Here is a 20,932-nt window from a genome sequence, read left to right on the forward strand (position 1 = left end):
AACAGCTTAACTTTCAGGTTAAGATTTCTGCATTTGCTGCTGGAAAGTAATTTCGATAAATTCTGCCGGACGGCTCAATGCGACCAGCACAGTCACTTTCAACATACCATCCAGAATATCCTGCGGCGTCATGGTTTCGCCCAAACCGACATAAACACCAAAGGCGTCATCCGGTGTTGCACCAGCCAAACCACCCCGTTTCCAGATGCTGGTGAGGAAATTACTGATCATGCTTTTGATCGTAACCCAGGTATTGGAAACGTTCGGCTCAAACACATAGGCCTTGGTCGCCAGCTTGATCGATTCTTCCAGCATGATCATGGTTCTGCGCACGTTGATGTAGCGCCAGTCAAGACTATTACCGTCGAGTGTGCGCGCCCCCCAAACCAGCGTACCCTCGCCAATGAAAGTACGAATCGCATTGATCGATTTTCCGGCAGTCGTCACATTCAAATCTTCTTGTTGCGCATGCGTGATTTCCACTGAAGGAGAGATCACCGCATTCAGGCTGACGTTCGCAGGCGCCTTCCACACGCCGCGGGAATTATCGACCATGGTATAGACCCCGGCCATACCGGCACTGGGCGGCAACAAATTCAACTTGAGTTTGATACTTTCGATGATGTTCTTGTATAGCGGGCAAACTGCGGTGAGAATTTTGTGCAGATCTTCATCGCTGGACATCTTATCCGTTTTCGGCGTCACACCAATTTCGGCAATCTTGGCGTTGATCTCGCCTTTTTTCTTGTCATCCAGATCGCTACCGTCAGTCTCGGCTTTGAGTAATTCTTTCAACTTATCCAGATTGGAAACATTGGCAAAACTCAAATCGCCGGTTTGCACAATCGAAGTGTTGAGCCAAGGATAATAGGCTGCTGCGAAGTCCAGGCTATTCGTACCCAGATCGTTGCGAAAATTCTCGATACAACTGCTGTCTTGCGCTTCCTTGTAGCCGTCGAACACGTCCAAAATGGCAAAACGGTTTTTCATCACTTGTCCGCAGTGGCTGAGCATTGCTTGCTGCAACGCGATGCAATCCGGCTCGGCCAGCGATACCGCATCCGGGATTACCACCATGGTCGGTTCCTGTTCTTTTAGCAGGATGTCGATCCCCGCGCTCAGCTTAGGCTTCTCAATAATTTGCTTTGCAATTTCCTGCTCGTAATTGCCGACAGAAACGACATAACAGGCACCCCCGCCGTTTTGAAAGAACAGCATCATGCTGTGATACAGAAAATAGCGTGCGCCCTGAAGCGACAGTGCATATTCTTTATCGTTACTGGAGAAATCGGATTCAATCACTGCTGCAACTGCACTACCCTTACCAGAATCTTTATCCTTATCTTTTCCGCCGGGAGCAGGAGCTGAAGCCGCAGCTTCAGCAATCTGATATTGCGTCTTAGGCGGTCCGCCGAAAAAGCTGATAAATTCGGACATGGACGAGATTCGCCATGCCTTGTTTAACAGGGATTTGCCTTTATTGTTTGCTTTTTCCGTGTACCCGATAAACGCCGGTACAGCTGTAGCGACTTCTACGACGGAATTGGGAAACGCACTTTTTTCAACAATGTAAACACCCGGTGTTTTATACTGCCCCATAGCCAGCTCCTTATTGATTGGATGAGTAGCGCTCTACAACATGCTTTTTAAACCCGACAAAACTGATAAATATTACAGCGTTACATTTATTTTCTCTATTTCAATTTAACATATCACAGCTTAGCGGAAGAATGGCGAAACCTCAAGAAAATTGTAAAACCGGAAAAAGCCCAGATCTGATGCGCCGCTCCGGAAAAATCCAAAGAAACGCTGATTAATTCGGCAAACGAGATGAAATATGAGGCGCGCGAAACGCAGCAATCGAGACATATCAACAAGATAGGCAAGGAAGCGAGTGCCGCGCAACGGAGTGATTCGCTCGTATAGTCAATTAACCAGCGTTTCCCTCAACTATCTCGCCATGCGCCAGCCAAGATAGTCGGTTTCTTTCCAGAAATCTTCCCAAATGTACACCGGATCGGGAATTGGATAAGTCGGCAGCCAGAACGTAGCGAAATCCAGCGCACCATTCGCTGTACGTCCGACCGTATGAAACATGCCCCAAAGCAATCCATTAATGGTGCCTATCACGATCTGATCATCCTTCTCATTCCAGATCGCAAGATTCTTGGGTAACTCCATCCACCCGGTCGCTACATTGGCAATACCGCTAACGATCTTTGTACCCGCTCTATTAAAGTAGATGTCGGCAGTAATATTCTCTGCATATGTTGATGCCGGAAAAAACAATAACAGAGATAATATGAAAGTAAAGCGGACGGCAGCTTTCATGATGAAACTCCTTTTTGAGTTATAAATGCAGTGACCGGTATGATTCCATGGAAACGAGCGAAAGTGAAGCAGTTGCTTGCGCGATTGCAACTCTGTTTGAATCTGATTATTGTCCGCGACAAAAGTCAGCGCGTTTTTCCATTCAATTTCCATTGATGGATATAGTATGATTTAGCTTTGTGTCTTGGTTGCGGAGAATCGGAAAAATGTCGGATTTAATCGAAATCACTTTTTATTGCATTATTGCTTTAGTCGCCGGGTTATTCGTATCACAGTTCATTAATGACAAGTATCGCAAATAACAAGTCGACTATGCCCGAGGACATCCAGGAATCTGCTGATTCCGGAAGCAAGAAATGAATTGATAACTAATTAATAGAGATAGGAAACGTTAGATGTATAAAACGATTGTGATTGTTTCATTAGTCATCGCATTGATATTATTTGGCTATTACGAAATAACCGGCGAGGGCGCAGTTCTGGCGCCGTTGCTACTGGGGTTATTGATTTCCTTTATCAGCGCAATGATGTTACTGGCCAAGAAATAATTCATCGAGCCGGTTACGGTTCAATAACTTGAAGCTTCTGATGCAAAAAAGGAACCGAACGGTTCTAATCATCAACGCCATCACCGGACTCAATGGATGATTCAAATCACCGCCGTTCGATTCCACATTGGGTTGGATGCGCCTGGCCTGACTCAATAAAGACTCAAATATAATAGCCAGCGGCTGCTGCTATCGTTATCCGCCGCATCCGCAGTGTTGTTGTAACCGGCTGATTAATCGAGGTGTTGTGAAGAAAATCATTCAATGTCAGCAGACCCTGCTACGTAAAATAAAACCATAGTGGCTTCTTCCTCCGACACTCGCTCCGGATTCGACCGCATGAGCACTATTTACGTCTTCCGGAGCAATATCGGCGTTCATCGGACTCGAGTCTGTTGCATTTTTCAGAGAATTCAAAGGAAGCGCTGATTAATTGACTGCACGAGCGAATTGCTTCGTTGCGCGGTACTCACTCCCTCGCCTATCAGATTGATATGTCTCGGTTGTTGCGTTCCGTGCGCTTCGCCCTTCATCACGTTCGTTGAATTAATCAGCGCTTCCCAAACGAACTGCTTCATTTTTCAGAGAAAAACTCGCGCGCTTTGTCCATCCAGGATTTTGCACGGGGACTGTGACGCGATCCGTCTTTCAAGCTGATAGCTTCCAATTCCTCCAGCAATTCTTTTTGACGGGTTGTCAGTTTAACCGGTGTTTCCACCGCCACATGACACAGCAAATCGCCCTTGTCATGACTTCTCACACCCTTGATGCCTTTGCCACGCAACCGGAAAATTTTACCGGTCTGTGTTTCTGCCGGCACTTTGATTTTGGCATGCCCCTCCAGAGTCGGCACTTCGATTTCTCCGCCAAGTGCCGCGACGGTAAAGCTGATCGGAATCTCGCAATGCAGATGATCGCCATCACGACGGAATACCGAATGTGCCGCCAAATGAACAACAACGTACAGATCGCCCGGCGGGCCTCCGTTGACACCAGCTTCACCCTCGCCGGAAATGCGAATCCGATCACCATCGTCGACACCTTCGGGAATTTTCACATTGAGCGTTTTATGCTGCTTGACACGCCCGACACCATGACAACTGCCGCACGGTTGAGAAATTATCTTGCCGCTGCCGTGACATTTCGGACAGGTTTGCTGGATAGAGAAGAATCCTTGTTGCATGCGAACTTGCCCATGACCGTTACAGGTCGGACAAGTTTTCGGTGAACTACCCGGTTTGGCACCGCTGCCATGGCAGACATCGCACATTTCCATTGTTGGAATGCGAATTTTTGTTTCAGTACCGCGCGCAGCCTGCTCCAGCGAAATTTCCAGGTTATAGCGCAAATCCGAGCCGCGATGCACGTTGGCGCGTCCGCCGCGCCCGCCGAACAAGTCGCTGAAAATATCGCTAAAGGCGTCGCTGAAACCTTGCGCGCCAGCTCCTCCCGCTGCGCCGCCTTCCACCCCGGCGTGGCCGAATTGGTCATACGCCGCGCGTTTATTCGGATCGGTCAATATTTCATAAGCTTCTTTCGCCTCTTTGAACATCTCTTCCGATTTCACATCGCCGGCGTTCCGGTCGGGATGGTACTTCATCGCCAGTTTGCGATAGGCTTTTTTGATGGTGGCTTCGTCGGCATCGCGGCTGACGCCTAACACTTGATAATAATCGCGCTTACTCATATTGATTTCCTGCTACCGTGACAGATATAGGGCATTCTGTTTCTTGATTATTGATGTTTGCATCTAACGTTAAAACGCAGAGCACACACCAGGAAAGTTTCTCTTTCTTGGTGTGCCTCTGCAGTGATATCGTTGTTTTAAAGACAACTATTTCTTGTTTTTAACTTCCTCGAACTCCGCATCCACAACCTCACCTTCGACCGGTTTTTCGCTTTGGTTTGAAGAAGCGCCAGCACCCGGTTGTTGCGCTTGCTGACCTGCCTGATCGTGTTGTTGATACATTTTCTCGGCCAATTTATGCGCAGCTTCGGTCAACGCCTGAGTTTTCGCCTCAATGGCTTCCTTGTTATCGGTCTTAAGAACATCTTCCGCTTCTTTTAATGCCGATTCAATCTTGGCTTTTTCATCTCCGCCCAGTTGATCGCCATGCTCTTTCAAAGATTTCTTGACCGAGTGAATCATTGCATCACATTGATTACGGGCGGACACCAATTCCATTGCTTTATGGTCCTCTTCCGCATGCGCTTCCGCATCTTTGACCATGCGTTCGATCTCATCATCCGACAAACCGGAACTGGCTTGGATCTTGATCTTGTTTTCCTTGCCGGTCGCTTTATCTTTCGCGGATACGTGCAAAATGCCATTGGCATCGATATCAAACGTCACTTCGATTTGCGGCATGCCGCGCGGCGCCGGTGGAATATCGCTCAAATTGAATTGCCCCAGGCTTTTATTGCCGGACGCCATCTCGCGTTCGCCTTGCAAAACGTGAATGGTAACAGCGGTTTGGCTGTCTTCCGCGGTAGAAAACACTTGCTGCGCTTTGGTCGGGATCGTGGTATTTTTGTGAATCAGCTTGGTCATCACACCGCCCAGCGTCTCAATCCCCAGGGATAACGGTGTCACATCGAGCAACAACACGTCCTTGACATCACCTTGCAACACACCGCCTTGAATGGCTGCGCCGACAGCAACCGCTTCATCGGGATTCACGTCTTTGCGCGGCTCCTTACCAAAAATTTCTTTCACCTTGTCTTGTACTTTCGGCATGCGGGTCTGTCCGCCGACCAGAATCACATCGTCAATTTCCGATGCGCTCAAACCAGCGTCTTTGAGCGCCGTGCGGCACGGTCCCGCGGTACGCTCGATCAAATCTTCCACCAGGCTTTCCAATTTCGCGCGGGTTATTTTGACCGCCAAATGTTTGGGTCCGGAAGCATCGGCCGTGATGTACGGTAAATTGACTTCGGTTTGCTGGCTGGACGACAACTCGATTTTGGTTTTCTCAGCCGCATCTTTCAGGCGTTGCAATGCCAGCATATCCTTCTTCAGGTCGATGCCGTTTTCTTTCTTAAATTCATCGACCAGATATTCGATGACGCGCGAGTCGAAATCCTCACCGCCGAGGAAAGTATCGCCATTTGTTGCCAATACTTCGAACTGATGCTCGCCTTCGATCTCAGCGATTTCAATGATGGAAATATCAAAAGTACCGCCACCGAGGTCATAAACCGCGATTTTGCGATCACCTTCCTTTTTATCCAGACCGAAAGCCAGCGCCGCGGCGGTCGGTTCGTTGATAATCCGTTTCACTTCCAAGCCCGCGATCCGTCCGGCATCTTTGGTAGCTTGCCGTTGCGAATCGTTAAAATACGCTGGAACAGTAATGACTGCCTCGGTTATCGGTTCACCCAGATAATCCTCGGCGGTTTTCTTCATTTTCATCAATACTTGCGCCGATACTTCCGGCGGAGCGATTTTTTTGCCACGCACTTCAACCCAGGCATCGTTGTTATCCGCGCGGACAATGCTGTAAGGCACCATCTTAATGTCGCGTTGCACCATGTCTTCATCAAAACGGCGTCCAATCAACCGCTTGACTGCAAATAGGGTATTTTTCGGATTGGTAATTGCCTGACGTTTTGCCGAAGCGCCCACCAGGATTTCCCCTTCTTCGGTATAAGCCACAATCGATGGGGTCGTCCGCGTGCCTTCCGAGTTCTCAATGACTTTAGGCTTGCCGTTTTCCATCACGGCTACGCAAGAATTGGTCGTTCCTAAATCGATACCGATAATCTTTGCCATATTAATAGATCCTTTTCTGAAATTGATTCTGCTTGTAAATTGATTGGTAAATGGAGATATCTGTCAAAAATTCAAGTATCTTTGGCTTTAGAAACCGACACCAGCGCCGGACGGATGATTCGTTCATGCAGCTTATAGCCTTTTTGCATAACCTGCACCACGGTATTGGGAGATAGTTCGGAATCCACCATGCACATGGCTTGATGCTGATGCGGGTCGAATTTCTCACCTTTGGGATCAATAGCATTTATGCTGAATTTTTCAAAAACGGTCATCAGTTGTCTTTTCGTCAACTCCATGCCGTTTTTATAATTCTCCACGGTCGCATTTTCCACCGCCAACGCGGCTTCCAAGCTATCCATCACATTCAGCAATTCAGCCGAGAAATTTTCAACCGCGTATTTATGCGCATTCGCAACATCGCTTTGCGCGCGTTTACGGATATTCTCGGTTTCCGCTTTGGCGCGTATCCACGCATCATGATGCTCTGCGGCTTTAATTTCCGCTTCTTTCAGCAGCTGTTCGTAATCCGGTTGCGCTGCGCTGACTCCCCCCGTCGAGATGGTGGGATCGTCGGTTATACCCGGAATTTTATTTTCTTGTGCGTTTTCTGCTAATTCGGCTTGACTACCTGCCGTATTTTGTGGATTTTCTGGACTTTGCATCGTTCCTCCTAGTAACTGTGCAACCCATGTTGGGGTCATCGTTTAAAATTTCAAGTCAAAAACAGAAATTTCTGAACGAATTCCTTTTCATCGTTCCAGTTCAACACGTTACACCATCCAATCTATTCCGTTTTGATCGCGGCGGCCAGTTCACTGGCCTTGCCGATATAGTTGCGGGGCGTTAATGCCAATAAGCGTTCTTTCTCCGCTTCGGGAATATTGATTTGCGCGATGAATTGATGCAACGTTTCCCGGGTAATGCCGCTTTTGCCGCGCGTCAACGCTTTCAGTTGCTCATACGGATTAGCGACACCATAACGCCGCATTACCGTTTGAATCGGCTCGGCCAAAATTTCCCAGGTGTTATCCAGATCTTCCAGGATCTGCACAATGTTGACATCCAGTTTATTCAAACCCTTGATGCAGGAATCGTATGCCAGCAAGGTATGACCTAATGCAACGCCCATATTACGCAACACCGTTGAATCGGTTAAATCCCGCTGCCAGCGGGAAACCGGCAATTTCTCGCTCAAATGGCGCAACAGAGCGTTGGCAATGCCAAGATTACCTTCGGAATTTTCAAAATCGATCGGGTTGACTTTGTGCGGCATGGTCGAAGAACCCACTTCGTTTTCCTTGGTTTTTTGCTTGAAATAACCAAGCGAAATATAGCCCCAAATATCCCGGTTCAGATCGAGCAAAATGGTGTTAATTCTGGCGTAAGCATCAAACAGTTCGGCCATGGTGTCATGCGGCTCGATCTGCGTGGTGTACGGATTGAATTCCAGTCCCAATTGCTCCACGAACGATCGCGCAAACCTTTCCCAATCCAAATGCGGGTAAGCGGATAAATGCGCATTGTAATTGCCGATAGCGCCATTGATCTTGCCCAGAATGGCGGCCGCTTCGAGTTGTTTCTTCGCGCGTTGCAGCCGATAGGCGAAATTCGCCATTTCCTTTCCAAGCGTCGTCGGCGACGCCGGCTGTCCGTGCGTGCGCGCAAGCATGGGTATTTCCGCCAATTGCTGCGCCAACTCGATCAGTTTAGCAATAATCGCGGTCAATGCCGGCAGCATCGCATGCTGCAAGCTAGTTTTGAGCATCAAGCCGTGCGACAGATTGTTGATATCTTCCGAGGTGCAGGCAAAATGAATGAATTCCGCGACGTTCGTAACTTCCGCATTATCGCTGAGCGTTTGTTTCAGCCAATACTCAACGGCTTTCACGTCATGATTGGTAATAGCTTCAATTGCCTTGATGGCTTCGCCATCCGCCACCGAAAAATTAGTGAGCAACTCATCCAGACGTGCATTGGTTTCTGTTGAGAAAGGCGGTACCTCGGTAATGGCGGGTTCAGCGCCGAGCGCTTTCAGCCAGGCAATCTCGACTTGCACACGATAACGGATCAACGCGAATTCACTGAAATACGGCCGCAATGATTCGACTTTGCTGTGATAACGCCCATCCAACGGTGAAAGCGCGGTAATAGCAGAAAAATTCATAATGATTAAGGGTAATTGAAGCGCGGATTTTATCACGCTTGCCCGTTGTTGCAGATGGTATTCAGCGGCTGCGCACTGTTCTTGCGTTCATAGCCGTGTAAAATAACGGCCATTACAATTAATAATCGCTGTCACCAAAAAACACGCATGAACACTCAAAAGAAAATCAGGATATTGTTTGTCTGCATGGGCAATATTTGCCGTTCGCCGACCGCCGATGCGGTGTTCCGTCACCATGTCAAAAACGCTGGCGTGGATCATTTGATCGAGGTCGATTCCGCTGGAACGCACGCGTACCATATCGGCAACCCGCCGGATGAACGCTCGCAACGCACCGCGTTGAAGCGCGGCTACAAAATGGACGATTTGCGCGCGAGAGCGGTGGAATCGGACGATTTTGACGAATTCGATTATATTCTGGCGATGGATAAAGAGAATCTGCAACTGCTGCTGCAACGCAGTCCGCGCCACCATCACGGCAAGATTCATTTATTCATGAAATACGGCGAAAGCTACGAAGACGATACCGAAGTGCCCGACCCGTATTTCGGCGGGCAGCAAGGATTCGAGCTGGTGCTGGATATGGTCGAAGAAGCCAGCCAAGGCCTGCTGGAACATTTGCGCAACACCCCAACACAACAAGGATAATTCCCATGAAAACAAAAGCTGCCGTCGCCTGGAAAGCAGGCGAACCGTTAACCGTCGAAGAAATCGACTTGGAAGGCCCCAAATCCGGCGAAGTGCTGGTCGAAATCAAAGCCACCGGCATCTGCCACACCGATTACTACACACTATCGGGCGCCGATCCGGAAGGTTTGTTCCCCGCCATTCTCGGCCATGAAGGCGCGGGCGTGGTGGTCGACGTCGGCCCGAACGTCAAATCGCTGCGCAAGGGCGACCACGTCATTCCGCTGTACACGCCGGAATGCCGCGAGTGTAAGTTCTGCCTGTCGAAAAAAACCAATTTATGTCAGGCCATTCGCAGCACCCAAGGCAAAGGCTTGATGCCGGACAGCAGCTCGCGTTTTTCCATCGGCGGCAAACCGCTGTTTCATTACATGGGCACTTCCACCTTCTCCAATTACACTGTCGTGCCCGAAATCGCGTTGGCGAAAATCCGCGAAGACGCGCCGTTCGATAAAGTGTGTTACATCGGCTGCGGCGTCACCACCGGCATCGGCGCGGTGATCTACACCGCCAAAGTCGAAGCTGGCGCGAATGTCGCGGTGTTCGGTCTGGGCGGCATCGGCTTGAACGTGATTCAAGGCGCGCGCATGGTCGGCGCGGACAAAATCATCGGTATCGATATCAATCCCGAACGCGAAGCGATGGCGCGCAAATTCGGCATGACGCATTTCATCAACCCGAACGACGTGCCCAACATCGTCGACGCCGTGGTGCAACTGACCGATGGCGGCGCGGATTATAGTTTTGAATGCATCGGCAGCACCAAAGTCATGCGCCAAGCGCTGGAGTGCACGCACAAAGGCTGGGGACGCAGCATCATCATCGGCGTCGCCGAAGCCGGCGCGGAAATCAGCACACGCCCGTTCCAGCTCGTCACCGGACGCAAATGGGAAGGCTCCGCGTTCGGTGGCGCGCGCGGCCGCACCGACGTGCCGAAAATCGTCGATTGGTACATGGAAGGCAAAATCGACATCGATTCGCTGATCACGCACACGCTGACGCTAGACAACATCAACGAAGGCTTCCGCCTGATGAAAGCTGGTGAATCGATCCGCTCCGTAGTGATTTACTGATCGTGACGACACTCGAAACCCGCAGCCTGCATCACTGCTTCGGCGGTATCCAGGGCTATTACCAGCATCCCTCCACAGTCATCGGTCTGCCGATGCGCTTCTCGGTGTATCAACCGCCACAAGCCGAACAGCAACGCGTTCCGGTACTGTTTTTTCTGGCTGGACTGACCTGTACCGAAGAAACCTTCATGATTAAAGCCGGTGCGCAACGCTACGCCGCCGAGCTCGGCCTGATGCTGGTATCGATGGACACCAGTCCGCGCCAAACCGGCATTCCCGGCGAAACCGACGCCTGGGATTTCGGCGCCGGTGCGGGATTTTATCTCGACGCAACGCAAGCGCCCTGGTCGCAACACTACCGCATGGAAAGTTACATCACACAGGAATTGCGCCAAATCATCGTCGAACAATTCCCCGCCGATCCGAACCGCATCGGCATTTCCGGCCATTCGATGGGCGGCCACGGCGCATTGACCTTAGCGCTGCGCTACCCCGAACTGTTCCGCTCAGTCTCCGCCTTCGCGCCGATCTGCGCGCCAATGCGCTGCCCGTGGGGACAGAAAGCATTCAGCAACTACCTCGGCGACAACCAGCAAGACTGGCAACCCTACGACACCACCGCATTGCTCCAAGCCGGACACCGCGTACCCGATCTACTCGTCGATCAGGGATTCAATGACCAATTCCTAACCACACAGCTCTTCCCCGAAGCACTGGAACAAGCCTGCGGCGATGCCGGTCAATCGCTGACGCTGCGTTATCATCAAGGATACGATCACAGCTATTACTTTATCAGCACGTTTGTTGGGGAGCATTTGAAGTATCATCGAGAGAAGCTTGGTTAGCATTCATTTAATTACATTTATGCCTATAAACAACTGAGTAGCTTTAGTTCGTTATGCTAGAATTTCGTATGGACTTTGAAATTATCGGCGAAATCAAACACTCCGAAACAATTGCTCGCGGTTCCGGTATCCGGGAGATAAACCGGCTTCGAAAAATTCATGGCCCGGGCAATTGGCGCAAACGCAAAGGTAACGCGATGGTTCGTTTGCATGACGGATCAATCCGGGAAGCCGAGATTCATTGGTATGAAGCGGCCGGTATCGGCAAGCGTGAGTTCAAAATCAAACGTTATAGGGATATAACATCATGAGTAAACATCAATTTGCAATTTGCACTGACAATCGCGGCTATGAAGTATCGCTTGAAATCCGCAAGCTATACGAAGTGCTACCTGATGCCGATGCGGAAAAGCACGCGCAAATTCGCGTCATCGATGAATCGGGGGAAGATTATTTATACCCGGCTGCGGCTTTTACTTGCATATCGTTACCAGATAATGTTGTTGAACGAGTTATTTCTGCGCATGCTTAGTAGTTTGTAGGGCGGAAGTCTGGTAAGGCGTTCCGCCAAAAACATAAATATAGCCTAATGTTGAAAACGGCTGAACACCCTGACGGGCTTACGCCTTACGGGTTACTTTATCAGCATGTTTATTGGGGAGCATTTGAAGTATCATCGGGATGCGCTGTCATGATCTCTTATCATCTACTGTGAGCAATGTGTGTATTTTTATGCGAAAGTTTGTTTAAAGAAATACCAGAGACATTAACGTATTAAATTTCATTATTGACTCAATATATTTTTTATTTCAGATGTTTAATTCCTAGTTAAATGCCCATTCTATGACTACATTGCTGTGTCGCCTATGCTGGAATAGTGAGGGGTGGCGAAGACCAACCGACGAAGCATCTCGCTTGGAGAAAGGCTCATACGTCGCTGAAAATCGATTTGGCCACGAGGAGTGGTTATTCAATCATGAGTGCCTCGTAGATGGACATCGAGTGGGTTTCATCCAAGCTATCTCCAAGTCACGCAGAAAATTAGCAGGGCAAGACATAGAGATTCTACTCTATACAAAGAATCCCGATGGCCTGTGGTGCAAGGTTGGTCGAATTGCATCAGCTATTGTCCTCACTGAGACCGAGGCCACCGAGGTTGTAAAGAAACTTAGCAATGCCAACATTCTCCAGGCGATGGGCGCTGACCTCGAAAGGCTAAAGATTTCTGGGGATAAGATTAGAGATGCACTTGCCACGAACATAGTGAACATTCGCTTTTACCCAAAAGACTGCGAGGTTTTGGATCCTCCTGAACCATTTAAAGAGCAAAAGTTGTTCTCAAAAACTTATCCCCGCTATCTTTCATACAAAGTGGATAGTACTGATAAATTTCTAGAACTAATAAAACCACCCGCCGCAAGATGCAGCTCGACAAATCAGAAGAAAGTAGACCAAAGATTACGTCGTAGTGTGCCCGCGACAACCCAAGATCCAAAGCATGATCGTTTACAGAATACTATTCATACACTTCTGAAAACAAACTTCCCGGATGTTGACTACGAAAAAAACTGGATTGATCTCTCTGTAAAGATAGAGGACATACAATTTATCTTCGAGGTTAAAGCTGCATCCTCAGTAAAAAGATGCATCCGCGAAGCCTTGGGCCAATTACTGGAATATGCTCATTACCCAAATCACAATGAGAAGCTATATCTCGTTGTTGCTGGAGATGCTGTAGCACTGCCTGATGATCGATTGTATATTTCATTCCTGCGAGAAACTTACAATCTCAAATTGTACTATGCCTGTTACGATTGGAATGATCGTAAGCTTAATTTTTATCCATTAATAAATCACTTTGCCGACTCTTAAAGTACCGCATAGTAATTGAGATTCCTCGTTATTTATTTTAGATAAAACATCTCACTGTAATCTGCAATGTACTAAATACACTCTTCAAATTACTAGTTCCCTCCCTACTTGCGCTCTAGTAGATGCGAAATTAAACCCGAAAGAGATTAAAAGCTCAGAGTGAAATAATTAAATGCACCCCATAGTAGATATCGCGGCAACGCTTAACTTGCAACCGGACAACTTCATGCTGTTCGGTGAACACATGGCCAAACTGCGGTTGGGTGCTTTGCCGAAAAAAGGTACACAACCAAAAGGCAAAATCGTGCTGGTTTCGGCAATCAATCCGACGCGCACCGGCGAGGGGAAAACAACGGTTTCGATCGGTTTGGCACAGGGTCTAGCGCGTATCGGGCAGCAGGTTGCCCTGGCGTTGCGTGAGCCGTCTTTGGGGCCGATTTTCGGTATTAAAGGCGGCGGCGCCGGTGGCGGACGTTGCCAGCTTGAGCCGTCGACGCGCATCAATATGCATTTCACCGGTGATCTGCATGCCGTCGGTGCGGCGCACAACTTGCTCGCCGCTTTGCTCGACAACGCTGTGCATTTCCGCAGCGGCTTGGATCTGGAGCATCGTCAGGTGTTTTGGCGCCGCGTGCTGGATATGAATGACCGTTCGCTGCGGCAAGCGGTGATCGGGTTGGGCGGACGACTCAACGGTGTGCCGCGCGAAACCGGGTTCGACATTACCGCGGCTTCCGAAGTCATGGCTATTCTCTGTCTGGCTGAAGATCTCGCCGATCTTAAAACGCGATTGGGGCGTATCCTGGTCGGATTCGATCGTTCCGGCAATCCGGTCACGGCGCAAAGCCTCCAAGCGACCGGCGCAATGGCGGCTTTGCTGCACGATGCGATACTGCCGAATTTGGTGCAAACCACCGAAGGCGTACCGGCCTTCGTGCACGGCGGCCCTTTCGGCAATATCGCGCACGGCTGCAACAGTGTAATCGCCACCAAGACTGCTGCGGCCTGCGCTGATTGGGTGGTGACGGAAGCAGGCTTCGGTTTCGACCTGGGCGCGGAGAAATTCTTCGATCTGAAATGCCGCAGTTCAGGGTTATGGCCGAGCGTAGTGGTGCTGGTCGTCACCACGCGGGCGTTGCGGGTGCATGGCGGCGGCGATCCTTCCCGGCTCGGCAGTATCGCAGAAATCGAGCGCGGCTTGGCGCATTTGGAACATCACGTGCAAAGCGTGCGGGCTTTCGGGTTTGAACCGGTCATCGCCGTCAATCGCTTCACGGGCGATACCGGCAACGAACTAAGCCTTATCGAACAGTACTGCGCTGAGCTTGGATTGAGTACCGCTATTTTCACCGGTTTCGCCGATGGAGGTTGCGGAGCCGAAGCGCTGGCGCACGCGGTGATCGCCGCAGCCACCCGGCCGCAACCGCCCGTACGTTATTTGTACGATCTGAACGATTCACCCGAAGAAAAGATTGCGGCTGTTGCCCGCACCATTTACGGTGCTAGCGAAGTCGAGCTCAGCCGGACAGCCAAAAAAGACCTGGAACGAATCCGCACATTAGGTTACGACCGGTTGCCGGTGTGCATCGCCAAAACCCATTTATCCCTCAGCAGTGACCCCGCCAAAATCGGCCACCCCGAGGGATTCCCGTTGCCTGTGGAAGCGATACGCATCGCTGCCGGTGCGGGCTATTTGCTGGTCATGACCGGCGATATCGTCACCATGCCGGGACTGCCGCACGATCCGGCTGCGCATCGCATCGACTTGAGCGACGATGGCGATATTACCGGTATTTGAATGTTTATTAAAAAGAACAAAAAGCGATTAAAGTCTGAAGCTGCTGTGCAGCGCTAAGCGGTATTAATCCAGAGCCATCCGTTAACCACCATACCCGTCCAGATAGCTTTTCTCGTTGCTCATGCGCATTCCTCCCTCCTCGGAATCGGATTGTCCGCGTTCGAACAACCCCATTTCGTATCCGTTCCGGTATGTCATGTTATTGGATTCTCTTGCCACCAGATTATAACCATCATCTTTGCCGCGTTCATACATCCCTTGCGAATACGCTTGCGTATGGCTGTCGTTTTGATCGGTAATATAGCTTGTTTCATAATGCGGTATCAAATCGTAACCTTCATCCTGACTCAACGCATGCGCACCTTGCGAGTAACCTTCTAAATACACGTCATCCTGACTGGCTTCATCTTCAGCGTTATAGCCATCATCCTTACCGCGTTCTAAAACTCCGTCATAATAGCCCTTGGTATAGTCTTGTTCGTCGCTGGCTTCGTCTTCCAGATCGTAGCCGTCTTCATAACCGCGTTTTTCAAGCCCTTCTTCCCGACCAAGATAATATTCCTGGAGTTGGTTATCCAATGACGGTTTAATATCGTAGCCATCGTGAAATCCTCGCGCATCCTGGCCCTCGCGATAGGCGGATTCAAATTTTGCCGCATAGGGGTCGATCATGTTTGGCGGCAAGGGATCACAATCGTAACCATGATCGTAAGCTTTGTTTTGATAGATTTTCCAATAACCTTTAAGATAGTCTTGCTTATTGCTGGCCGCATTCTTTCCTTCGGATGCATCTTGCTTCCCGCGAACATAAAGACCGTCGAAATACCCCTCTTGTATTAAATCGTTATTGTGCGCTTTGTCGGGTTGATCGCCCAGTAATTTACCAATCGCCCGGCCACGGTCATAACGGCCTTGATTATAGCTGTCAGCCAAGACTTGACTGGGATTGACCGGCGCATGAACATCGTCATGCAGACCGTGGGCATGGCTGTATTTTTGCTGTCCTTTGAGGTAATGCTTGTCGTATGTTTGGATTGCCAATAGTGACCATCCGGATTGATCGGGCTTCGGCTGCTGCGCAAATCCGGTATCAAATGCCCGGTCGCCTAGTCCTTCGAGAAAATCATTCTGTTTTCCGGGATTCAACAACAACCAGTTACCGTCCATTTGGTAGCCTTTTCCATAAGCCTCGGATGCATCCGCCGGCAAAGGCACGACAGCATGTCCTGTCACATTGTTATTGCCTTGTTTGATCGTATTAGCAATTCCAGTATCGTTGGCTTGATTACTTGCCAGGGTTTTACCCAACTCTCCGTTGGGATCTCCCGGATGACCGTTCCAAGCGCGATAGGATGCGATCGAACGGCCTTTTTGCAATCCGCCATGATATTGAATCGCTTCCCAGGCACTGCAATCAAGATACTGCGGAAGCTTTGCTTCTTCATCAAATAACTTGGCGGAATTTTGCAGGCTGGCCGCATACCGATCCCAGCCGAATGGGCGTGTCACATTACCGCCACCGGTACGGGTTTCCCAGAGCACCCCTTTCTGAGGGTTAATCAATGCCTCCGATTTCTTGACAATCTCTTCAAAGTTGCGCGACATCTCGCCATTGGCGCGCGTCGTGATCGGCAATAAATTGCGTGAATCCGCACCAGGCCCGTGTAACCCCGCATTAAGCAAGTGTCCTTTTTTATAAATCTTTCCGCCCCTGGTGTTCGCATGCACAGCTTTGCGCAGATGAGCCCAGTCACTCCCCTGCGGATCGACGGTATCAATCGTATCGCTACCGCCGAAACGATTGTAGATCCCCATGGGATCCATCCAGATATAGGCCCGCACGCCGCCTGCTAATCCATTATTTCCGGGCAAATACTCCGTAATTCCCGGTTTCGGCAGTGCACCATATAAAGATTGATAATCCGATTGATAGGTCTTGTCCTTAGCAATCGATTCGCCTTTTTTCGGGCCATAGGATTTTTCAAATGGCTTAAAAGTTTTGGAAGTACCTTCACCTTCCCGCCCCTTACCTACTTTGCTAAATTTTTCGAGCAAGATTGTATCGGTGCTGAAGTTTTTGGGAATGGTTCCTTCCAAGGAATCCATGGGGCTGTCCGGGTCGGTTATTGCGACGCTGCTCAAGCTCGAATCGGTCAGCGATACAACATGGATTGTTTTGGGAATGCGCCCCAAGGTTCGCATGATCATGCTATTGGTTGCAGGATCATTCTTGATATCAGTGCGTTTATCGGCATCATCTTTCTTCACCAATTGATCCATCAAGTCGTCAAAATCGGTAGCATAGCTAACCTGAATGTTAATGGATAACGGATTAGCATTTTTCAACGCCTCGTCCAAATCATTCTCAAATTGTTTATAGCTGCCGTTTTGGTTATAGTTTTTTTCCATCGGCACCATATTATCGGTCCCCGGTGAGCCGCCGAAATGATGCGCAATGATGTGTCCACCGTTAAATTCCTTAAGTGGTCTGAACATGCGGCGATGGATACCTTGCACATGATCCCATGCGCCGGATTGGGCATCCGACGAACGGCCGCTCTCGGCAGTGGTGCCGCTCTTATAGATATTTCCTTCGGCGCCAATCACACGATTGGCGCTATCGACGGTGAATTTCAATCCACGAAACGCATTACTTCCACCCACAGTAGGATTAACGGCTGCTTTGTCTTCGTCAAAGTCGGCTGGCCCCGGAATGGATTTCCGGTTTGAGTCAAAATACTCGTTGGCGGATGGTTTGAAAAAGAAGGTAATGGTGCCGGTATATTGATAAATTCCGTTGATATTATCAAACAAATTCAGAACAACCGGTTTCCCGGTCATAGGATGCAAGGTGGCTACCGTCGTATCAAAATTCCGCTGTGCGACTTTGCCAATGGTTGGAGAATCCGATTTTTTTTGAATTCTTACCGGCAAGCGGCTATTGAACCGTTGGGATTGTCTCTTCAGTTGTTGAACCCGCGGGCTGGCGTTGATAGCAGTATGCAAGTCATTCAGCGCCAGCGATTCCGGGCGCTGAACGCTCACCGTGGATTCCGCCGGTAACTTAGGTTCCCGTTTTGCATCAACCGGGGACTCAGCCTTCTTGTGATTAACAAGCGAGGTTTTCATCGGAAAAAAGCTTGAAGATCGTCATATACGTTGAGTATCTTATCATTGATAGTGATCAATAAGGACCGCATCATTGAATGCGATAAGTATCGCGCGTAAGAAAAAATCTAACCCGGACTGCATGCCGCTGTCCGAGCAATTTTCAGATTTCCTGACGACCGCATCCTTTTTCTTTCAAATCACGCGCGCCATGCGGATGGATCGCTGGCATTCTTGCTTGGCTCATGACAAATAATATTTCCTTCATCATATTGTCATAAATATGTAACGCATTCTTTATATGATTGCAGCATCTCGTAACCGCAGTAACTAGGGAGTCGTTAATGGCTGTCACCATACTCGTTGTTGAAGACGAACTTGCAATTCAGGAATTGATCGCGCTGAATCTTAAGAAAGCGGGGCATATTGTGCTATGCGCGAGCGATGCCGAACAAGCCAAGAAGATGGTCAATAACGTTTTACCGGATCTGGTTTTGCTTGATTGGATGCTGCCGGACATGAGCGGATTGGAATTCGCGAAAAAATTGCGGCGCGAGGATCGCACCAAAGCGATTCCGATCATCATGCTCACCGCGCGCGTGCAGGAAAGCGACAAAATCGCCGGACTGGACGCCGGCGCCGACGACTACATCACCAAACCGTTTTCGCCACGGGAATTACTCGCTCGCATCAAAGCGGTACTGCGCCGCCGGTTGCCGGAAATGTCGGATGAAATCATCGACATCGGCGGCTTGAAACTTGATCCGGTAACGCACCGTGTGCATGCCGCCGCAGTTGACGAGCCATCCAAGATGGCGGAAATTTCACTTGGCCCGACTGAATTCCGTTTACTGCATTTCCTGATGGCGCACAAAGAACGTGTTCATACGCGCGCGCAATTGCTCGATCGCGTTTGGGGCGATCATGTGTTCATCGAGGACCGCACCGTCGACGTGCATATCCGCCGGTTACGCAAGATCCTGGAGAAGGTTGGAAAAGAGAATCTGGTGCAAACCGTGCGCGGCACGGGCTATCGCTTTTCGGTTGAACAAGAGGAAGAAACACTGCAGTAATTGAATGCCGGATCAGTATCCGCAACATTTTCCTCTGAGTATGGCTTGCACCAGAAAGGCAGGCCATGTACCGGAAATTCGGCGCGCAAATTTCCGGTAGCGCAATTATTCGTGAGATCCAATCGTCATAGGCCGTTAGAAAGCCATCCAAGCATTGAAATAAACCGCATCATTATTGACAGCATTGCGGCCAAATCCATCGTAATTGTGAACGCTGCCATTAAATTTGAAATTATGAACGTACTGCACTGCCAGCCGCAGATTAACGAAAGTACTCATTACCGAATTATTAGATTTACCAAACGTCGTAAAGCTGGCTTCTGCGATGAATGCCTGACTTAACGGGCTGCCTGTCCGGCTGCCGCTGATCGGATCGCCAAAGCCGTAAATGAACGTATCAGCCGTTCCGGTCGTTTGGTTATAAAACAGATTCAAACCGTACGTTTGCTGATACGTGTAACCGGCTCTAATACGTACGGTATCGAGATTGCTTTTGATTTTATCCGCCAATCCTAAAGCCGAACTGGCGTTCATGTTGCGGTTCTCGCGCAGATAAGTCGCGGTAAACTCGTAGATATGAACTGGATTTCCCAGATATTGATATGTCAGATCGAAGCCAATGTCATCGTAGCGATCCGTGCCGGCAGTCGTAATTCGTTGCGGACTGACATCGCCGTGCATGCCGAAAGTGCCGATCGCGCCGTAATGCCCGCTCCAGTCTTTCTGCAGTGCAATTCGCCAGTACGGCGCGCCGCCGCTCAAACGGGATTGTTCCGGATCAAATACGCTGATGCCCTTTTGCGCGTTCTTCGCTAAGCTGGTGTAACCGCCCGCTTCGACATAAAGAATATTGTTCAGCATCATATACGAGGTTGCGCCGATCACTTGCGAACCGAGCGATTCAATCAATGTTGCAGCCGATTGAGCCGGTGCAAGCGGCGATGAACTCCACGGAAATCCCCAAGTCGGTGTGGTATTCCATTAATCGGAAACGGTCGGATTGTTATTCGTCGTCAAACCGAATACCACTTTCTGTCCCGCTACTTCAAAATGATCAGCAAAGCGGATCTCGGTATTATCGAGCACGCCGATATTCTCAACGCCATCATAGGTTCCTTCAACAAATGCACCAATCTTCGACGTCAAGCGGCCCGCCAGAAATACCGCCGCTTCGTCGATAGTTGCGTTATCATTTCTGCCGAAACGCGGCGCCGCGCCACCCTCCTGACCTTCTTGGGTATGCGTAAATGAACCGCGGATCATGCCGCTCAACGGAATGAGATTGTTATTTTTACCGTCTGTCTGAGTATAGCCGTTGAGTTTAAAATTTCTACCGACCGACGTCAGATTAGGTCCGAACGACTGCACATGGCAAGCACTGCAGGCATAACCGGTTTGACGGGCAAAACTTGGCAAAGCTTGGGCATTGGAACTTAGCAATATGAATGTGAGTAAAGAAAAGAACAAAAACATCGTTTTTTTGACTATCATGGCGCTTTCCTTATAGAAAATAGACGGGATCTGATCAAAGTCCACAGAACACTGAATGAATGTCACCAATCTAGTGACGATTCCTTCAAAAATCGGACGTACTTCTATACACGCGCATTATGTTCTTTTATAAATGATTTTTTTGTGAGATCAATGAGAAGAATTCG

General features: G+C 49.5%; 18 protein-coding genes. 9 read left to right on the forward strand and 9 right to left on the reverse strand.

The features are described from left to right. Nucleotides 1-18: 18 nt before the first annotated feature. Together RBH92_RS11095 and RBH92_RS11100 are read right to left on the reverse strand one after the other, a co-directional pair. Nucleotides 19-1,599, reverse strand: a complete 1,581-nt coding sequence (locus RBH92_RS11095; RefSeq protein WP_307932115.1) for a phage tail sheath family protein — start codon at nucleotides 1,597-1,599, stop codon at nucleotides 19-21. A 351-nt stretch (nucleotides 1,600-1,950) separates the two neighbouring features. Continuing rightward, nucleotides 1,951-2,331 carry an exosortase system-associated protein, TIGR04073 family gene (locus RBH92_RS11100; RefSeq protein ID WP_307932116.1) on the reverse strand — a complete coding sequence of 127 codons (381 nt, stop codon included), beginning with the start codon at nucleotides 2,329-2,331 and terminating at the stop codon, nucleotides 1,951-1,953. A gap of 395 nt (nucleotides 2,332-2,726) precedes the next feature. Here RBH92_RS11100 and RBH92_RS11105 point away from each other — a divergent pair, with 395 nt between their 5' ends. Then, nucleotides 2,727-2,879 carry a hypothetical protein gene (locus tag RBH92_RS11105; protein WP_307932117.1) on the forward strand — a complete coding sequence of 51 codons (153 nt, stop codon included), beginning with the start codon at nucleotides 2,727-2,729 and terminating at the stop codon, nucleotides 2,877-2,879. A gap of 574 nt (nucleotides 2,880-3,453) precedes the next feature. On the opposite strand, the gene dnaJ is transcribed toward RBH92_RS11105, so the two are convergent. The 4 genes from dnaJ to purB form a co-directional block, all read right to left on the reverse strand. Beyond that, a complete protein-coding gene (dnaJ, locus tag RBH92_RS11110) occupies nucleotides 3,454-4,566 on the reverse strand; it encodes a molecular chaperone DnaJ (RefSeq protein ID WP_307932118.1) in 1,113 nt (370 codons plus the stop codon). Between the two features lie 147 nt (nucleotides 4,567-4,713). Continuing rightward, nucleotides 4,714-6,651, reverse strand: coding sequence for a molecular chaperone DnaK (gene dnaK / locus RBH92_RS11115; RefSeq protein ID WP_307932119.1), 1,938 nt, complete (start codon nucleotides 6,649-6,651; stop codon nucleotides 4,714-4,716). Between the two features lie 71 nt (nucleotides 6,652-6,722). Continuing rightward, nucleotides 6,723-7,316, reverse strand: a complete 594-nt coding sequence (gene grpE / locus RBH92_RS11120) for a nucleotide exchange factor GrpE (RefSeq protein WP_307932120.1) — start codon at nucleotides 7,314-7,316, stop codon at nucleotides 6,723-6,725. Nucleotides 7,317-7,438: 122 nt separating this feature from the next. Continuing rightward, the gene (gene purB / locus RBH92_RS11125) at nucleotides 7,439-8,818 is read right to left on the reverse strand and encodes an adenylosuccinate lyase (RefSeq protein WP_307932121.1); all 1,380 of its coding nucleotides are present in this window, start codon (nucleotides 8,816-8,818) and stop codon (nucleotides 7,439-7,441) included. 147 nt (nucleotides 8,819-8,965) lie between these two features. Here purB and RBH92_RS11130 point away from each other — a divergent pair, with 147 nt between their 5' ends. The 7 genes from RBH92_RS11130 (at nucleotide 8,966) to RBH92_RS11160 (ending at nucleotide 15,093) form a co-directional block, all read left to right on the forward strand. Next, entirely contained in the window at nucleotides 8,966-9,466 is a 501-nt protein-coding gene (locus tag RBH92_RS11130) for a low molecular weight protein-tyrosine-phosphatase (protein ID WP_307932122.1), read from the forward strand. 5 nt (nucleotides 9,467-9,471) lie between these two features. Then, on the forward strand, nucleotides 9,472-10,578 hold the full coding sequence (locus tag RBH92_RS11135) for an S-(hydroxymethyl)glutathione dehydrogenase/class III alcohol dehydrogenase (protein WP_307932123.1): 1,107 nt from the start codon (nucleotides 9,472-9,474) through the stop codon (nucleotides 10,576-10,578). Between the two features lie 2 nt (nucleotides 10,579-10,580). Then, complete coding sequence (gene fghA, locus RBH92_RS11140; RefSeq protein ID WP_307932124.1) at nucleotides 10,581-11,423, forward strand: S-formylglutathione hydrolase; 843 nt, start codon at nucleotides 10,581-10,583, stop codon at nucleotides 11,421-11,423. A gap of 53 nt (nucleotides 11,424-11,476) precedes the next feature. Next, nucleotides 11,477-11,734: a hypothetical protein gene (locus tag RBH92_RS11145; protein ID WP_132427361.1), complete on the forward strand. Its 258-nt coding sequence runs from the start codon at nucleotides 11,477-11,479 to the stop codon at nucleotides 11,732-11,734. After that, nucleotides 11,731-11,955, forward strand: coding sequence for a hypothetical protein (locus RBH92_RS11150; RefSeq protein WP_307932125.1), 225 nt, complete (start codon nucleotides 11,731-11,733; stop codon nucleotides 11,953-11,955). The genes RBH92_RS11145 and RBH92_RS11150 overlap by 4 nt, the downstream gene beginning before the upstream one ends. Before the next feature lie 383 nt (nucleotides 11,956-12,338). Further along, nucleotides 12,339-13,295 carry a hypothetical protein gene (locus RBH92_RS11155; protein ID WP_307932126.1) on the forward strand — a complete coding sequence of 319 codons (957 nt, stop codon included), beginning with the start codon at nucleotides 12,339-12,341 and terminating at the stop codon, nucleotides 13,293-13,295. 172 nt (nucleotides 13,296-13,467) lie between these two features. Beyond that, on the forward strand, nucleotides 13,468-15,093 hold the full coding sequence (locus tag RBH92_RS11160) for a formate--tetrahydrofolate ligase (RefSeq protein ID WP_307932127.1): 1,626 nt from the start codon (nucleotides 13,468-13,470) through the stop codon (nucleotides 15,091-15,093). Nucleotides 15,094-15,174: 81 nt separating this feature from the next. Here the strand turns inward: RBH92_RS11160 and RBH92_RS11165 are convergent, their stop codons facing one another. Then, nucleotides 15,175-18,222, reverse strand: a complete 3,048-nt coding sequence (locus RBH92_RS11165) for a DNA/RNA non-specific endonuclease (RefSeq protein WP_307932128.1) — start codon at nucleotides 18,220-18,222, stop codon at nucleotides 15,175-15,177. 323 nt (nucleotides 18,223-18,545) lie between these two features. Here RBH92_RS11165 and phoB point away from each other — a divergent pair, with 323 nt between their 5' ends. Then, nucleotides 18,546-19,274 (forward strand): phosphate regulon transcriptional regulator PhoB, encoded by a 729-nt coding sequence (gene phoB / locus RBH92_RS11170; protein ID WP_307932129.1) that lies wholly within the window; start codon nucleotides 18,546-18,548, stop codon nucleotides 19,272-19,274. Nucleotides 19,275-19,409: 135 nt separating this feature from the next. On the opposite strand, the gene RBH92_RS11175 is transcribed toward phoB, so the two are convergent. Continuing rightward, nucleotides 19,410-20,183 carry a hypothetical protein gene (locus RBH92_RS11175; RefSeq protein ID WP_307932130.1) on the reverse strand — a complete coding sequence of 258 codons (774 nt, stop codon included), beginning with the start codon at nucleotides 20,181-20,183 and terminating at the stop codon, nucleotides 19,410-19,412. A gap of 72 nt (nucleotides 20,184-20,255) precedes the next feature. Next, complete coding sequence (locus tag RBH92_RS11180; protein WP_307932131.1) at nucleotides 20,256-20,765, reverse strand: hypothetical protein; 510 nt, start codon at nucleotides 20,763-20,765, stop codon at nucleotides 20,256-20,258. Nucleotides 20,766-20,932 lie beyond the last annotated feature (167 nt).

The sequence above is a fragment of the Nitrosomonas sp. sh817 genome, assembly GCF_030908545.1.
Taxonomy (GTDB): domain Bacteria; phylum Pseudomonadota; class Gammaproteobacteria; order Burkholderiales; family Nitrosomonadaceae; genus Nitrosomonas.

What these genes read in the sequence shown, in the direction of transcription:
- RBH92_RS11095 (WP_307932115.1), bottom strand. Translation starts at nt 1,599, where the DNA reads ATGGGGCAGTATAAAACACCGGGTGTTTACATTGTTGAAAAAAGTGCG.
- RBH92_RS11100 (WP_307932116.1), bottom strand. Translation starts at nt 2,331, where the DNA reads ATGAAAGCTGCCGTCCGCTTTACTTTCATATTATCTCTGTTATTGTTT.
- RBH92_RS11105 (WP_307932117.1), top strand. Translation starts at nt 2,727, where the DNA reads ATGTATAAAACGATTGTGATTGTTTCATTAGTCATCGCATTGATATTA.
- dnaJ (WP_307932118.1), bottom strand. Translation starts at nt 4,566, where the DNA reads ATGAGTAAGCGCGATTATTATCAAGTGTTAGGCGTCAGCCGCGATGCC.
- dnaK (WP_307932119.1), bottom strand. Translation starts at nt 6,651, where the DNA reads ATGGCAAAGATTATCGGTATCGATTTAGGAACGACCAATTCTTGCGTA.
- grpE (WP_307932120.1), bottom strand. Translation starts at nt 7,316, where the DNA reads ATGCAAAGTCCAGAAAATCCACAAAATACGGCAGGTAGTCAAGCCGAA.
- purB (WP_307932121.1), bottom strand. Translation starts at nt 8,818, where the DNA reads ATGAATTTTTCTGCTATTACCGCGCTTTCACCGTTGGATGGGCGTTAT.
- RBH92_RS11130 (WP_307932122.1), top strand. Translation starts at nt 8,966, where the DNA reads ATGAACACTCAAAAGAAAATCAGGATATTGTTTGTCTGCATGGGCAAT.
- RBH92_RS11135 (WP_307932123.1), top strand. Translation starts at nt 9,472, where the DNA reads ATGAAAACAAAAGCTGCCGTCGCCTGGAAAGCAGGCGAACCGTTAACC.
- RBH92_RS11145 (WP_132427361.1), top strand. Translation starts at nt 11,477, where the DNA reads ATGCTAGAATTTCGTATGGACTTTGAAATTATCGGCGAAATCAAACAC.
- RBH92_RS11150 (WP_307932125.1), top strand. Translation starts at nt 11,731, where the DNA reads ATGAGTAAACATCAATTTGCAATTTGCACTGACAATCGCGGCTATGAA.
- RBH92_RS11160 (WP_307932127.1), top strand. Translation starts at nt 13,468, where the DNA reads ATGCACCCCATAGTAGATATCGCGGCAACGCTTAACTTGCAACCGGAC.
- RBH92_RS11165 (WP_307932128.1), bottom strand. Translation starts at nt 18,222, where the DNA reads ATGAAAACCTCGCTTGTTAATCACAAGAAGGCTGAGTCCCCGGTTGAT.
- phoB (WP_307932129.1), top strand. Translation starts at nt 18,546, where the DNA reads ATGGCTGTCACCATACTCGTTGTTGAAGACGAACTTGCAATTCAGGAA.
- RBH92_RS11180 (WP_307932131.1), bottom strand. Translation starts at nt 20,765, where the DNA reads ATGATAGTCAAAAAAACGATGTTTTTGTTCTTTTCTTTACTCACATTC.